We start from the raw sequence: 14,751 nt of genomic DNA on the forward strand, positions 1-14,751 counted from the left end.
GACAAGCGGTAATCTTACATTCCTCCCCGAGACAAGCTCGAGGAGGAATGAGAATGCCCACAAAACCATCTTCCCCTTTGGCGCGTGACGCATTAAGCGGGCGGGCATGGGACTTTTGGGAAAAATCTTCACCTGGTGGGACGGCGCGACCGTCGGCACCTTGCTGTTCAGCGCGATGAACGGGGAGAAGGTGGGCGAGGACCATCAGGGCAATCGCTACTTCCGTTCAAAGCCCAAAAAGGGTCAGAAAGAACGTCGCTGGGTGCTGTATAACGGCCCCAATGATGCCAGCCGGGTGCCCGCCGAATGGCATGGTTGGCTGCACAATAGCTATGACGCAGTGCCCGAGAGCCATCTGCCGCCGCCGCGCATTTGGGAAAAGGACTATGTTCCCAACCTGACCGGCACCACCGCTGCCTATCGCCCCGCAGGTTCGCTCGAACGCGGTGGCAAGCGCGCTGCGGCAACCGGCGATTATGAAGCGTGGACGCCCGACGCGTGACCCGCGGGCGGCTCATCGCTATCCTGATCGTGGTTGCCGCGCTGATCGGCGCGGGCGTGTATGGCTGGGTTTATCACGGCGATACGTTGATCGCGCGATTCAGCGGCAAGCCCGATGCGCCTGCGCGAAAAGTGGCGCTCAAGCCGCCGGTGCGCGCCGCAGCGCCCTTGGTCGAGGGCGAGGCAACGGCGATGGCCGACCGTGTTGCAACCATCGGCTTCCTCAACAAACGCAACGGGGAGACCCGCGACCTCGAGATGAAGCCCGGCGAATCGCGCCGCATCGGCGATGCGATCGTGCGGCTGTCGGCATGCGAGCGCGCTGCACCGTGGGAGCCGGTGCCCGAAACCGGGGCATTCGTGCAGTTGCTGGTGCAGTTCCGCGAGACGCGCAATGCCGATCCGGTGTGGAAGCGCGTGTTTTCCGGCTGGCTGTTCAAGGAATCGCCGTCGCTCAATGTGGTCGAACACCCGATTTACGATGTCTGGGTCAAGAACTGCGCGATGGAGTTTCCCGGTGAGGAAGCACCGGTGGCAGACGCTGCTGCGCCCACGCGCCCGGCCGCGTCCCAGCCTGCCAGACCGGCAAATCCAGCGAGCAGTCCTGACGTTACCCCCGCCCCGGCGACACCTTCCACCGACGCCGAATAAAAGCCCGGCGAGACCGGATGCGGTCGCTGCGCGCGGGGCGGGGCAAAGGGCGAATCGCTGATCGCCACGTTTAGTTGCCGCAGATACTCGGCTTGCGGAATTTCCACCGCGCCCAATGATGCCAGATGCGGGGTGATGAACTGGCAATCGAGCAGTGTCATCCCGCCGTTGCGCATTGCCGCGACCAGCCACGCCATTGCCACCTTGCTGGCATCGGTTGCGCGACTGAACATGCTTTCGCCGCAGAACGCGCGGCCAATCTCAACGCCATACAGCCCGCCGACCAGCGTGCCGTCCTGCCAGCATTCGATGCTGTGCGCCAGGCCCGCCCGGTGCAGCGCGATAAAGCTCGCTTCGATGGTGCGGTTGATCCAGGTCTGCTCGCGGCCCTGCGCCGATTCAGCACACAGTGTGATCACATCGGCAAACGCGCGGTTGCAGGTCAGCGAAAAACGGTCTGAGCGGATCACCTTTTTCAGCGATTTGGAGAGGTGAAAGCCTTCAAGCGGCAACACCGCGCGCCATTCGGGCTCAACCCAGAAGACATCGAGCTCGTCGCGCGAATCCGCCATCGGGAAGATACCGATGGCATAGGCGCGCATCAGCATGTTGAGATCGATTGTGACCGGGCCGGGGGTGCCGTGCATGATACATAAGGTAGGCGCTATAGCGACAGGCAACAAGCCAGTGCTTGCACAGCCGCCACCCAGCCGCTAATGGCGTCGCCTGCCTGTGAAGGAGTGTAGCTCAGCTGGTAGAGCGTCGGTCTCCAAAACCGAATGCCGGGGGTTCGAATCCCTCCACTCCTGCCAGCGGTCAAGTGCAATATCGGCCTGCCTGCCAATTGGATGGGCAAGGAAGACGCACTTCGCCCAGACATTTGAGATTTGCCGACATGATGGCCGAGAAGAGCCAAAGCGCAAATGCATTCGCCCCGATGGTGGGACGCTGTCATTGGTATTTGCAACAAAACCGGAGTGTGCGCATGGGTTTATGCGTTTCCATAATTCCTTGAAACCGTGATACAGTTTGATGCTTCAATCGTGCACGTAAAATTACATAAAGCATATGTAATATTCATGAATATTCAACTTAGCTTTCGATCCATCCAGCACCAAATAATACGCTACCAACCCAATGCAGATAATTTCCAGCAGGCACAGAGTACGATCCTGACTTGGTGAACCTGAAGTTTCCTCCGGATCCCTGTAGATTACATGAAACCTGTCCACTTCCGGATTTTCTTAAAGCAACTTTTATTGTTGGTCTTGTTATATCAATACGCGGATTAATTTGGGTACCGTCAGAAGAATACCGGGATATACTTTTCGTTGTCGCTGTACTGCTTTGAGGTTGGTTTGGACCAAGCTGCTCAGGCTCTTGCGAATCGACAAGTATGATAACTTCGTTCGATGCAAGTATAAAAAAATCTTGCTCTTTTTTTTGGTCCATCATGTCCGACTAATCCTCTTAACCTTCCCTATCATACATTAGCGTGATCATGCCAAAAAACAAGAAAACTTAGGGATTGGCAGTTTCTGGATTTGAGTTGCACGCTAGCCCTGTCGTATCCTGCCGCCGCTTGCTGTATTGCTAGGGGCAAGCATGGAGGTAACCATGCCACTCGGGATGTATCGAGACGGAGAATGGGTTTAGGGCAGCTACGAGGGCAGGCAATCCATGCCGATTACGCCCCATGTATAAGTATGTCCATAAATCAAGGCCGACGAACACCAGCACCATTTCAACGGTCCGAGCAATCCATCGTTACGAGTGTCCAGTCCACACCGCATATACACATCAGTCCAACTTAAAAATCGGCTGAACAGCTTTTAGGGGTGAAGCGGAGCAGCGAGCGCGAGTTATAGTGCGGTTTTGCTATTGTCAGTATTACGCTTTGGTCATGAACTATGTTAGTCTTCTACCCGATGGGGCGAGTCGGTGCAGATGGCGGCGTGCTCATGGCAGGTTTTACGCCTGCTGCTGGTAGCAAGGCGGACTTCGATGTTCTTGAAGCAATTGTCGTTGACAAACATCCGCTGTTTTGGCGAGGCCGGAATTTCATTCGATGCACCTGGCGAAGCCAACCGCAAATGGACTGTTTTGCTCGGTGAAAATGGCACCGGTAAATCTACCGTACTCAAAGCGACTGCGCTGGTGCTGGCCGGGTCCGATGGCCTGATCGACCTGATCGTCGACCCTGAGCACTGGATTGGTTCGGCCGGCGACGAAGCCCGGATAGAAGTGGTCATTGAGACTGCAGCGGGCGACGATCGACAAATTGCACTCGATTTTCGCCGCGGCGAAGGGATTTCCGATTTCATCGGTCGCTCGCAGAAAACGCTGGTCGCGCTCAACGATGCTCTGGCGCATGCACAACGCAACTACCCAATGTTTGGTTACGGTGCCTCGCGGCGTCTGAGTGCGAGCCGTCAGGTTGGCGTGACCAGACCGTTCCGCAATGTCCGGGCCCGTAGCGTTGCCTCACTGTTTGACCGTCATGCTGAACTAAACCCGCTGGAAAAATGGGCGATGGAGCTCGATTACCGCAGCGATGGCACGCAAGATGGTATGATCAAGCAGGTGCTTAGCGACTTCCTCCCGGAAATCCATTTCGCCCACATCGACAAACAGGCCGGAATGTTGGTCTTCGATACACCGGACGGTATGGTGCCGCTGGCCCAGCTGAGCGATGGCTATCAGAACGTTGCCGCCTGGGTCGGTGATCTGCTCTATCAGATAACCTTGACCTTCGACGATTACACCAATCCGCTCAACGCGCGCGGCTTGCTGATCATCGACGAGATCGACCTGCACCTGCATCCCAGATGGCAGCGGCGCCTGCTCGATTTCCTCGATCAGCGCTTGCCGCGCATGCAGTTGCTGGTGACGACTCATTCGTTGGTAACTGCACAGCAGTCACCTGAGGGCGCGCTGCATTATTGTGTGCGCCGGGAACTTGGCCCGGTAATTGAACAGTTCGCGTCCGACCCGGGCAAATTGCTGCTGCACCAGTTGCTGGCGACCGAAGCATTCGGGCGAATGAGCGACGAGTCGCTGGAAGTCGAGCGCATGAAAAGCGAATATCGCGGCCTCCGAGACAAGGCTGCGCAACCAGACGCCGCACAAGCAGACGACGATGTCGCGCGCATGGCCGCCATCGAAGCCACTATCGACCAAATGCCGATGGACGAGCATGCCTTGCCGGTGCTCACTCCCGAACAACAGGTGTTGATGCGCCAGATTTTGGCAGCAGGAGCGGGCGAGCCGTGATCGCCCTTTTGCGCGAGAGGACCCAGGCCGCGATCCCTTCGTCCTTTCGCGGGGACACGCCGCGCAATCGCTTGATCGCTCTGATGAAGGATGTCCGCAAGCAGTTGCAGAACGGCATCGCGATCGAGAAGGTCAAGCCGACAATTCAGTCGAACTGGTCCGTTACCAAGGACCAACTGCTCAAGGAAACGCATGGCAAGTGCGCATATTGCGAGACGAGCATGGTGGCGGTAGCTTTTGGCGATGTAGAGCATTACCGACCCAAGTCGGTCTACTGGTGGTTGGCCTATGTCTATGACAATTACCTCGCCTCCTGCGCAATCTGCAACCAGCGCTTCAAGGGTGCGCAGTTCGAACGGGGGAGCGATGGCATAGCCTTGCCTCCGCCGGGGCTCTCCTCTGACATCAGCGATGTTGACCTGGCCGATCTGGCACTTACTGCAATCCCTGATCCGCTCGACGGGTCAGCGGTAACTGCTTTCGCAGAAGCGCACAGGGCCGAGAAACCGCTAATCCCGAATCCCTATTTCGACAACCCGGAGGACTACTTCGAGTGGGAGGTGATGGAGGCAATCGGTGAGGTGTGGGTGACGGCCCGACACGGCGTTGCCTCGGCCCCAGCCATACTCAATGCCTGCGAACGGATCTACGGAATCAACCGCCCAGATCTGCGGCGGCGCCGATGCCAGCGCTATGTCTTCTACAAAGTGTTCAAAGCGAATGTCGCCGCCCTGCCGGACGGGCATCCCGTTCGCGTCCAGACAGAAGAGCTGATCGCAACATTGATCAAGCCGAACAGCGAATATGCCGCCATGATCCGTTACCTCGAAGGAGGAGTGGGGCTGCCGTGAGTACTACCCTTAAATTGTCCTGAGAGGATTGAACGCCGATGCCATTCTACAGCCCCTTGCGACAATGGGACGCTGAATCGCGTAGCCGTACGATCGCCGGCATCCGGGCGATCCGCGCGCAGAAAGAGCGCGATCTGCCACAGCGCACTCTGAAGAACACGCTGCTCCTGGCCACTTGGAACATTCGCGATTTTGGCAACGAGGACAAGCGAGCGGAAAGTGGACTTAACCAGCCTGGCCCCCGGCTGGAGGAATCCTATTTTTACATCGCCGAGATTATTTCGGGTTTCGACCTGGTCGCAGTGCAGGAAGTAAACTCGCTCGAGGCGCTTGAGCACCTGATGCGAATCCTTGGCCCGTCATGGGAATACATGACCACCGACGTTGCCCCCGGCAAGGCGGGCAACGAGGAGCGGATGACCTTCATCTATGACAAGAGCAAGGTCCGCTTCAAAAACGTCGCCGGGCAGATCGTCACCGATGCACCCCGTCAGCTGGTGCGCCCGCCTTACTACGCTGCCTTCCAGTCAGGTTGGTTCAAGTTTTCGCTTTGCACCGTGCATATTCTCTATGGCGATTACCGCAATACGGCCAAGCGGATCAAAGAGATCGACGAAATCGCCGGGAACCTCTCCGATCGGGTCGAGCGGACCGGCGAGAACATCATCCTACTGGGCGATTTCAATATCCTGAGCCGCTCCGATGCCACGTTCAAGCCGCTGGACGATCATGGCTGGACTGTGCCGCTGGATCACCTCAGCGACATCAGCAAAACCAAGGCTTACGATCAGATCGCTTTCAAGATCAAGGAAGGTGAGCTCAAGCTGGGACCAAGCTCCCCCAATTCTGGCGCATTCCGGATGTTCGATGCGGTATTCCCTGATGACAGCTGGCAGGACTACTATCACATTGCGGAGGCAACCGGCAGGCCCATGCAAAGCTGGGATGAGACGATGAACTGGCCCCACAACGATCGCAAGCTAACGCGCGCGGAGTACTTCCAGCAATGGCGAACCTGGCAAATGTCGGACCACCTGCCGCTATGGGTCGAGCTCGAAATCGACTTTACTGAAGATTATCTTGAACGAATTCTTGGTTGACCCAAGAAAATTGCGTGACGCTGGCTATCATCCGTTGTGCATATCAAAACATATGTTAGTCTCACGCCTAACAACGGAGTCGCATCTTTGCATCACTGACGGCGCGCGAACAACTGACCACGGTCACCTGCTTCGAATTTGTCTTGTCGTCTACCTCGAGGAGATGGTATGCGGCAGCGCTCCAGTAGCAATGGTGTCTCGGTCAACGCAATCAGTGGCACAAACGTGGTCTTTCTCGGCTTCGATGTAGAGGAGGCAGGGCGTGACGGGCTGCTCGGTTTCGCGGTCCATCGCCAAGACAAGACCGAGAGTGAAGAATACTGGCTGCGTACTTTTCGTACCTTTGCCGCCACCGATCCCAACCCGCCTCCCGGCTCGCTTGTTTCGTCGCAGGATCATCCGGTGCAGGCATTTTCATGGGGGGATTATACAGCCAAACCCGAACATGATTCCACCTACACAGCGGTGCCGAAATATGGCACGCCAGAGAACATGACTGATGGCCCGGCGGTCTCGGTCGACATTTCGACCTTGAGCGAGGATCTGGGCGAGCACGCCATTTTCTTCAATCGCGGAGCCGCCGGCAGCCAGGCCTATGCGCGCAAGTTCGGCAACATACCGCCCGACAAGATTGCCGACCCGTCGAAGCAGGCTGAGGCATGGAGGTGGCTATCACGCGGACTGGAGGAGGCTATTTTAGCCTTCATTGCGCAGGCCAGCAGCCCAGAGTATTCTCTGCGTGCGGCGGTCTACGAATTCAGCTATGCGCCAGTGCTCGAAGCATTGGGCAAGGCAGGCAAGGTCGCCGACGTCAAGATCATCTACGATCGACGCAAGCGCGGACCGTGGGAAGCCTCGGAGCGGGCAATCGAGGCAGCAGGGATTGGCGACCTGATGATCCCGCGCACCGTGGGCAGTGCCATATCGCACAACAAGTTCATCGTGCTGTTGCACAATGGCAAGCCAGTGGAGGTCTGGACCGGATCGACCAACTTAACTGCTGCGGGAATCTTCGGTCAGTCTAACGTCGGGCACATCATCCGCAATGAAGATGTGGCGCAGCAATTTCTCGATTACTGGGAACGGTTGAGCAAGGATCCGCCGATCCGTCAGTTTGCTGCGACCAACACCGCAGCGCAGCCCAATCCGGTCGGTGAACCGGCGGCCAATGGCATCACTGTCCTGTTCAGCCCGCGCAATGATCTGGGCGCGCTTGAATGGTATGGCGAGCGGATGGGGGCGGCCACTCAGACTCTCGGCTTCACGGCCGCGTTCGGGATCAGTTCGGCGCTGGCCCCGATCCTGCTGCGTGAAAGCGATTTCCTGCGCTTTATCATGGTCGAATCTGAAGGCAGCAAGCGGGCGGCGAAACCGACGCCGACCAACCCCAGCCCACGCAGCCAGTTCGACATTTTCGGCGACATCCGGAAAGTTGCCAACAATCGTATCGCTGTGGGATCTGTGCTCAACATGGCCGGTAACGACGCGGTCGGCGGCGAACTGCACCGCTGGCTGAAGGAAGAGCTGACTGGCCTCAACACCCATGTCAAATATCTCCATACCAAATACATGTTCACCGATGCCATTACCGCCAGCCCCACGGTCGTGTCAGGCTCGGCCAACTTCAGTGCAGCCTCCACCACCAATAACGATGAGAACATGGTCATCGTGCACGGCAGTACCGATCTGGCCGATATTTTCCTTGGCGAATTCATGCGGTTGTTTGATCATTTCTACTTCCGCCAAACGGTCGCCAAGCAGCGCATGCGAGGCAAGGCAAAAGTCGCTGATACCAGCTTCTATCTTGCCCCGAACGACACATGGGTGGCCAGTTACTACGACCCTTCCTCGCGCAAGTATCTGGAACGCAAACTGTTTGCCTGATGAAATCCCAAGGGAGGGAACTGCTATGATCAAAGGCGGGGTTGCCTCGATCTATGTCTCCGACTTCAACCGCGCAGTCGCCTTTTACCGCGATGTGCTCTGCCTCGAAATGCGGGTGCGGATCGACAGCGATTGGGCCGAATTCGTGGCAGGGCCGGGGCTGGTGATCGGACTGCACATGGCCCGTCCGCCGGAGACAGTCGCGGCTGGATCGCAGGGCGCGATTAACGTCGAGCTGCATGTCAGCGGCACCATGGAAGAGGCCATTACAACGCTCAGCACGCGCGGCTGCACGATTGAGGGCGATGTCCTGAACTATGAGCATGTCCGCATCGCTATTGTGCGTGATCCCGATGGAAATGCCGTGACCCTGGCAGAGGTGCTGTCATGAGCACTGCCACGGACAAGGCTGATATCGTGCCGATGCATCACAACATTCTGGCTTACTGGCGCCACTTGCAGAACCTGCCCCCCGGGCACGAGGACTGCCCCGCGCCGCGCGTCAATCGGTTGATGCTCAACATGTTTGAGGGATGGCGCAGCCAGCAGGCGTTTCCCCCTTTTGACAGCTTCGGCCATATCCGCGATCACGATGGCGAGCAGGCAATGGAACTGCCGCTTGCCGAACGGCGGGGCTTGGCCATGGCCCGCACGCTCGACATGCTGTCGGGCGAGTGGGGCCGGCGCCACGGGCTGTTCGAGATCGATCCCGATGAACTGATTGTCGGCACCATGCCGCCCTATTCAGTGGGCCAGGGCAAGGAGTTGATGGCCTATTTCAAGGACCACCGCGACGATGAAGACGAGAGGCTGGCATTCGAGTCCGGATTTCTCAACCAATGGTCCAACTTCGGCCACATCTGCCCCGATCACGAACGGGTGGTCAGGCGTGGGCTGGCCGATATCATTGCGGAATGTACCACGCGGCGCGCTGCGGCCAGCACCGATCGAGCGACGTCGTTCTACACCTCGGTCATCACCGTGCTCGAAGGGGTCATTCGTTACGCGAAAAATCATGCTGGCGCTGCGGATCGGGTCGCTGCGCGGTTTCGCACCGCGCTTGAGGCCATGCCGGACCATCCTCAGGCCGCGATCTTCGCTGAACGCGTGGAAGGGATGGAAGCCGCGGCCGAGCGGCTGCGCCGGATCCCCGCCCAACCCTGCCAGAGCTTCACCGACGCGGTGCAGTGCATCTACCTGATGAACTGCGCGCTGCACTGGACCGGGGAGCTGACGTCGCTCGGACGGCTTGACCAGATTCTGCAACCCTTCCTGACCAACGAGGAGCTAAGCAGCGGCGCTGCGCAAACCGTGATCGACTGCTTCTGGGTCAAGCTCGACCAGCGGGTAACACTCGACAACCGAATGATTGAGGATCGCTTCTCACAGGCCGATGGCGCGCTTATGGGGGCAGGCGGGGCAAGCAATTTCGATCAAGGCGCACTCACCAACCAATGGATGCAGCAAGTCACGGTCGGTGGGGTCATCGCCAACAACGATGCTGAAGCGCAGGACGCCTGCAACGATGTGACCCGGCTGTGTTTGCACGCCGCGCGCAGGCTGCCATTGAATTGCCCGACGCTGGACCTGCGGGTGCACAGTAAAACGCCTGCAGACGTGCTCGAACTGGCGGCTAGGGCGTTGCTGAGCGGCGGGGCCCATCCTGTGCTGCTCAACGACGACAAGCTGATCGGTGCGCTTAAGAATTCAGCGGGGCCGGGCGTCGATGTCGAGCTTGCCAGTGCGCGCAATTATGCCTGTGACGGGTGCTATGAAACGATCTTTCCGGGCGAGACCGAGTTCAGCTTCATCTACATCCCCGGTGTCGACGTGCTGGAAAAGGCGCTCAATGGCGGCGCCGGCTTCGGCGCATCGGGCGGTACTTTCCTTCGCGGGACAAAAGGCAGCTACCGAACCGTCCCAGCGTCACAGATCACTTCGTTTGGCCAGCTGTCGGAGATCATGGCCGAACATATCTGGCTAAACACGAACCGACAGATTTCTGGCTTTCTGCGTGCTTACGGCGCCAAGGCGGCGATCTGCCCGACACCGCTCCTGTCGGCCATGGTTCGCGGCTGTGTTGAACGCGGGCGCGACTTTTACGACGGAGGGGCTCGCTATCACATGTTTGCCCCGTTGATGACAGGGATCAGCACTGTTGCGGATTCGCTGCATGTGATCAAGGAATTGGTCTTCGAACAGCGAGTCATGTCGCTGGACGAACTGGTGGCATGTCTGCGATCGGACTGGGGTAACCGCACAGACATTATCGGGCGAAAGGTTACGCAGGCACGGGCGCAGGGCCTGCGCACGTTATGTAAGGCGCAGGCCAAGTTCGGCTATGGCAATGCCGAGGTTGACCGCCATGCTTGGTGGTTGATTGATACCTTCACCGACAGCATCGACAAGGCGCTCAGGCACCCTATGCACCAAGGGGAATTCGCCCGGATCGAGCGGGATTTTGCGGGGTCTGACAAGCCGTTCAATCTGGTCGTTACGCCTGGCGTCGGCACATTCGAGCAGTACAATTTCGGCGGCAGTTTCAGCGGAGCGACGCCTGATGGACGCCGCGCCGGAGCGCCGCTGGCAACGGACCTTTCCGCCGCACCATACCCGCAGGATATGGAAGTGCCGGAGGCGCTTGAAGTCTCGCCGATGGAAACAGCGTTTGCTTCGTGGAACCATCCTTCGATAACGCGGCTGTCCGACGGAGCACCGTCCGATTTCAACATCGCTGAAGGCACGTCACTCACTGAGCTGACCGACGCGATCAGCGCTTTTGCCCAAGGGCGTGGCAGCTCGATCATGACCGTAACCACAGCCAGCCCGCAAACCCTCGCCGCAGCCGAGAAGGCGCCGCTTGACTACGATCTGCTGCGTGTGCGGATGGGCGGCTGGACCGAGTTCTACAGCGTGTTGTTTGCTGACCACAAGCGCCAGCATCGCAGACGTCCGATCTATCCGGTGGGCAAGGAGAGTGCCCGATGAGCGATTTTAACACCATGATCGTGCCTTTGCCTGATCCGATCTATGGCACGCCGTATCAGAACGGCATCACCGATCCGCTGTGGCCGGTCGATTTCGACGGGAAGATGAACATCCGCCGGATTGCCGAGTTGCTTGGCCGGCTTGCTGTTTCCGAGCGACTGGCTGACGGCTCGCCGCCCCCGCCGGAGGAAGTCAAGCTCCGCGCGCAATATGCCTCCGACTATGCCGGGCGGACCGCGCGGCAGAGCAACCTGACGCTGATCCGGGCGAATGTCCTGTCGAGTGACCGGGCGGAGCTGATCGCCGTTCTCAAAATGCTGACCGAATTCGCAGTCGAGGAAATGCAGCTCAAGCCTTCGCAGTCACGCGTCGCGGTGCTTGAGCAGGTGCCGACCAGCTACCGCGTCACAGTCACGCTGGCATTCGGCGCATCGCTGTTCGTCGATGCACAAGGGGAGGACCGTTTCGGTTTGCGCACCTTAAGGCCGCGATACCTCAAGCAGATGCCATCCTTTCCCGGCGATGCCCCCGACTTTGATCCGGCGGCCAGTGGTTCAGACCTGCTCATTTCGGTGTGCAGCGATCATCCCTATGTCAACATTGCGACGACGCGCTTCTTCGTTGAATTCTTCAACCAGCGCTTCCGCAAGGCACATCCGCACGTTGGCCCGGATCGCAACCTGATGCACTTTATGTCGATTGAACAAGGCTTTGCGCGCAAAGACAAGCGCGAGTTCCTGCGGTTCGATGACGGGATCGACAATGTCCAAATGGGCAGGGACGACCTGTTCAGGTTTGTCTATGTCGAGGAAACCGACAACGAACCGGACTGGTGCGTCAACGGCAGCTATCTCGTCTATCGCAAGATCCGCGAGCACATGCCGAAATGGGAGGTGCTCGACGAAAAGACGCAGGAAGCCCACATCGGGCGGCACAAGACGTCTGGCGCGCCGCTGTCGCGCGAGGTCGCAGGGGCTGACGGGATGACCCCGGTCTATCCCGACCCGGCAGACGAGCGGGACGGTCCGCTCACTGCGCACGTGCGCAAGGTCCAACCGCGGCGGTCTGAGGCGGACCTGTTCGGGATGAGCGATCTTGAGCGGCGTTTCGTGCGGCGGCCCTATCCGTTTTTCGATGGGCTTGATCCAGACACGGGCACGACCTGTAACGGGTTGCAGTTCGTTGCCTTCATGAAATCGATCCAGCAGCAGTTCGAGCATGTGGCCAACATGTGGCAGATGAACCCCGACTTTCCCGTGCCCGGAACCGGAATCGACGCGCTGTATGCATCAGGAGTTCTGTCAACGGTTGATGGCGGTTACTATTTCTGTCCTGCCGGCCTGCGGTGCGAGGGTGATTATTTCGGCGCCACTCTGTTTGAAGCCTTGCCCTTACTATGACCGCCGATCCCTTTGCCGGCGGATATGCCGATCCCGCGACCGCACGCACCCTGATCGCAAGCTCCGGGCTGAGCGTAGGCGCCTATCTGCGCACACAGATCGACCGCGCCAAATTGCTTTCGCGCCCACACTTGTCGAATTATCAGGTCGGCGCAGTTGGCCTGGGGGCGAGTGGCGCAATCTATCTTGGCGCCAACATCGAATTCGCAGGGCGGGAACTGTGCCACACAGTCCATGCCGAACAGTCGGTCGTGGTCAGTGCCATGGCGCATGGCGAGACCGCCCTGGCCGCGATCGCAATCTCCGCCGCGCCTTGCGGTTCCTGCCGCCAATTCCTCCGCGAACTGGCCGATTTCGGCGCGCTCGATCTGTGGCTTGAACGCCCGGCCCCTTACCGGCTCGTCGAATTCCTGCCGGATTCGTTTGGACCTGATGATCTGGGTGTTACAGCCGGCTTGCTGCGGCAGACGCCACTGCCGCTGCACGTGGCGGTCTCGCCGCCTCCTGTCGCGGGCTCGCTCGGGGCACAGGCTGTCGCGGCCGCTTGCACCAGCTATGCCCCCTATACCAGAGCGGCCGGTGGCTGCGCGCTGGAGCTTGCCGATGGCAGCGTCTGGAGCGGCACCTATATCGAGAATGCTGCATTCAATCCCAGCCTCTCCCCCGCCCAGACAGCTTTGATAGCGCTCACGATGGCTGGGCGCGACTGGCATGAGATTCGCGCTGCGGCCGTGGCGCAGCTTGCGCCGCAGGCGGTCGATCACGCCGAAGCTGCGCGCAAGATGCTGGCGGCCATGGGCAGCAAAGTCGAACCTGCTCTCTTCCAGCTTGCGCTTTGACCAGGAGAAACCGATGACCACCACCGATCACGGAACCAGCTTCTACTTCTTCGATTTCGATGACAACATCATGTTTCTCGGCACCAAGGTGCGGGTGCGTAACCGGATAGATGGTTCCATTAAAGAAGTGTTTACCCATACTTTTGCTGAAATCCGCAACAGTCTGGGAAGCCCCGGTGAATGGGCGGATTACGAGCAATTTTCTGATACTTACAGCAATTTTGGCGACCGTGATCCGGGCTCGCTCCAACCGGGCGAGGAACAATCACTGGTTGCCGACGTGCGGGAGGCGATCGGGTCTGGCGGAACGGCATGGCAGGCGCCTTCGTGGCCGCTGTTGCAATACGCCTGCGCCAAGCAGCGCCCGACAGCCATTGTCACTGCGCGTAGCCACAGCGCCGACACGATTAAAGCTGCGATCCGGGTGCTCGTTGAAGCAAAGCTGCTGGAGGCAGAGCCGCTCTACCTCGGCATCTACGCGGTAAACAATGCTGCAATGAAGACCGATCTGGTCACCGGCTTGCCAACTGCGGCGAAGGCACGGTTCGATGCGGGCAAGGATGTAACCTCCGACTTGAAGCGCGTTGCCATCAACCGGTTTGTCGACCAGGCGGCGCAGGACTTCGGCAGAGACAAACCGCACCGGTTCGGCATGTCGGACGATGATCCGATGAATGTCGATTTGATTGTGAAGGCCATGTGCGATTGCAAGAAGCGCTACCTGCACATGCGCTTTTTCGTGATTGATACCCACAAGGACGAACACGTGAAGCTGGAGGTGTTCCCCGCCGATTATCCGGTGGTCGGCAAGCCGTTTCCCGGAGTCTATCGCGCTGGAGAGTGACAAGTAGTTAATTAAAGGATTCAGTTGAGCCACGTGCATCCTTTGGTTTGTGATGCATGAACGCTCACTGCTTCTTGTCGCAACAAGATGTTTGCGAACTGCTGGAGGCCCGCCGTAGACAATACGACGACGAGCAACCGCACAGCGCAATCGCCTCCCCCCCCCCCCCCCCCGATAAAGCTTGCCGGATCAGCCGCTGCAATCAGCCCACCGGGTTTGAGCAAGGTGGAAATCTCCAGACCTGCGTGCTCCAGGGTTGGGTAGTACAACCTTAGCGATTAGAGCGATTTTCGACCGAGCTGAATCGGAAGGGGATTCCCAGCGCGACTGATGTGTGATTCAGAATCCATGCTGGTGAAGGAGGCCAGCATGGATGGCTCTTTCGATGGATTTGCGGGTTCGCGTTTTGGCGGCGATTGA

The 14,751-nt window shown here is 58.7% G+C and carries 12 protein-coding genes, 1 tRNA gene and 1 pseudogene; 12 read left to right on the forward strand and 2 right to left on the reverse strand.

What is annotated here, in order from left to right; genetic code table 11:
- Positions 1-106 precede the first annotated feature (106 nt).
- Both ACEW8G_RS12285 and ACEW8G_RS12290 read left to right on the forward strand, forming a co-directional pair.
- On the forward strand, positions 107-502 hold the full coding sequence (locus ACEW8G_RS12285) for an NADH:ubiquinone oxidoreductase subunit NDUFA12 (RefSeq protein ID WP_373488704.1): 396 nt from the start codon (positions 107-109) through the stop codon (positions 500-502).
- Positions 503-759: 257 nt separating this feature from the next.
- Positions 760-942: pseudogene (locus ACEW8G_RS12290) on the forward strand (DUF2155 domain-containing protein); the annotation flags it as partial.
- A gap of 35 nt (positions 943-977) precedes the next feature.
- Here ACEW8G_RS12290 and aat read toward each other — a convergent pair.
- Positions 978-1,799 carry a leucyl/phenylalanyl-tRNA--protein transferase gene (gene aat, locus ACEW8G_RS12295; RefSeq protein WP_373488705.1) on the reverse strand — a complete coding sequence of 274 codons (822 nt, stop codon included), beginning with the start codon at positions 1,797-1,799 and terminating at the stop codon, positions 978-980.
- Positions 1,800-1,888: 89 nt separating this feature from the next.
- On the opposite strand from aat, the gene ACEW8G_RS12300 reads away from it, so the two are divergent.
- Positions 1,889-1,964, forward strand: a tRNA-Trp gene (locus tag ACEW8G_RS12300).
- 280 nt (positions 1,965-2,244) lie between these two features.
- Here ACEW8G_RS12300 and ACEW8G_RS12305 read toward each other — a convergent pair.
- Positions 2,245-2,607 (reverse strand): hypothetical protein, encoded by a 363-nt coding sequence (locus ACEW8G_RS12305; protein WP_373488706.1) that lies wholly within the window; start codon positions 2,605-2,607, stop codon positions 2,245-2,247.
- 492 nt (positions 2,608-3,099) lie between these two features.
- On the opposite strand from ACEW8G_RS12305, the gene ACEW8G_RS12310 reads away from it, so the two are divergent.
- From ACEW8G_RS12310 to ACEW8G_RS12350, 9 genes are all read left to right on the forward strand, one after another.
- Positions 3,100-4,425 carry an AAA family ATPase gene (locus tag ACEW8G_RS12310; protein ID WP_373488715.1) on the forward strand — a complete coding sequence of 442 codons (1,326 nt, stop codon included), beginning with the start codon at positions 3,100-3,102 and terminating at the stop codon, positions 4,423-4,425.
- Positions 4,422-5,276 (forward strand): hypothetical protein, encoded by an 855-nt coding sequence (locus tag ACEW8G_RS12315; protein WP_373488707.1) that lies wholly within the window; start codon positions 4,422-4,424, stop codon positions 5,274-5,276. Before ACEW8G_RS12310 ends, ACEW8G_RS12315 begins: the two co-directional genes overlap by 4 nt.
- Positions 5,277-5,332: 56 nt before the next feature.
- Positions 5,333-6,376: an endonuclease/exonuclease/phosphatase family protein gene (locus tag ACEW8G_RS12320; RefSeq protein ID WP_373488708.1), complete on the forward strand. Its 1,044-nt coding sequence runs from the start codon at positions 5,333-5,335 to the stop codon at positions 6,374-6,376.
- A 168-nt stretch (positions 6,377-6,544) separates the two neighbouring features.
- The gene (locus tag ACEW8G_RS12325; RefSeq protein WP_373488709.1) at positions 6,545-8,260 is read left to right on the forward strand and encodes a phospholipase D-like domain-containing protein; all 1,716 of its coding nucleotides are present in this window, start codon (positions 6,545-6,547) and stop codon (positions 8,258-8,260) included.
- A gap of 25 nt (positions 8,261-8,285) precedes the next feature.
- Positions 8,286-8,651 carry a VOC family protein gene (locus tag ACEW8G_RS12330; RefSeq protein WP_373488710.1) on the forward strand — a complete coding sequence of 122 codons (366 nt, stop codon included), beginning with the start codon at positions 8,286-8,288 and terminating at the stop codon, positions 8,649-8,651.
- The gene (locus ACEW8G_RS12335; RefSeq protein ID WP_373488711.1) at positions 8,648-11,248 is read left to right on the forward strand and encodes a pyruvate formate lyase family protein; all 2,601 of its coding nucleotides are present in this window, start codon (positions 8,648-8,650) and stop codon (positions 11,246-11,248) included. The genes ACEW8G_RS12330 and ACEW8G_RS12335 overlap by 4 nt, the downstream gene beginning before the upstream one ends.
- On the forward strand, positions 11,245-12,648 hold the full coding sequence (locus tag ACEW8G_RS12340; RefSeq protein WP_373488712.1) for a Dyp-type peroxidase: 1,404 nt from the start codon (positions 11,245-11,247) through the stop codon (positions 12,646-12,648). Before ACEW8G_RS12335 ends, ACEW8G_RS12340 begins: the two co-directional genes overlap by 4 nt.
- Positions 12,645-13,487 (forward strand): cytidine deaminase, encoded by an 843-nt coding sequence (gene cdd / locus ACEW8G_RS12345; protein ID WP_373488713.1) that lies wholly within the window; start codon positions 12,645-12,647, stop codon positions 13,485-13,487. The genes ACEW8G_RS12340 and cdd overlap by 4 nt, the downstream gene beginning before the upstream one ends.
- Positions 13,488-13,500: 13 nt before the next feature.
- Positions 13,501-14,331, forward strand: coding sequence for a hypothetical protein (locus ACEW8G_RS12350; RefSeq protein ID WP_373488714.1), 831 nt, complete (start codon positions 13,501-13,503; stop codon positions 14,329-14,331).
- Positions 14,332-14,751 lie beyond the last annotated feature (420 nt).

This window comes from Blastomonas sp., from assembly GCF_041747255.1.
Taxonomy (GTDB): domain Bacteria; phylum Pseudomonadota; class Alphaproteobacteria; order Sphingomonadales; family Sphingomonadaceae; genus Blastomonas.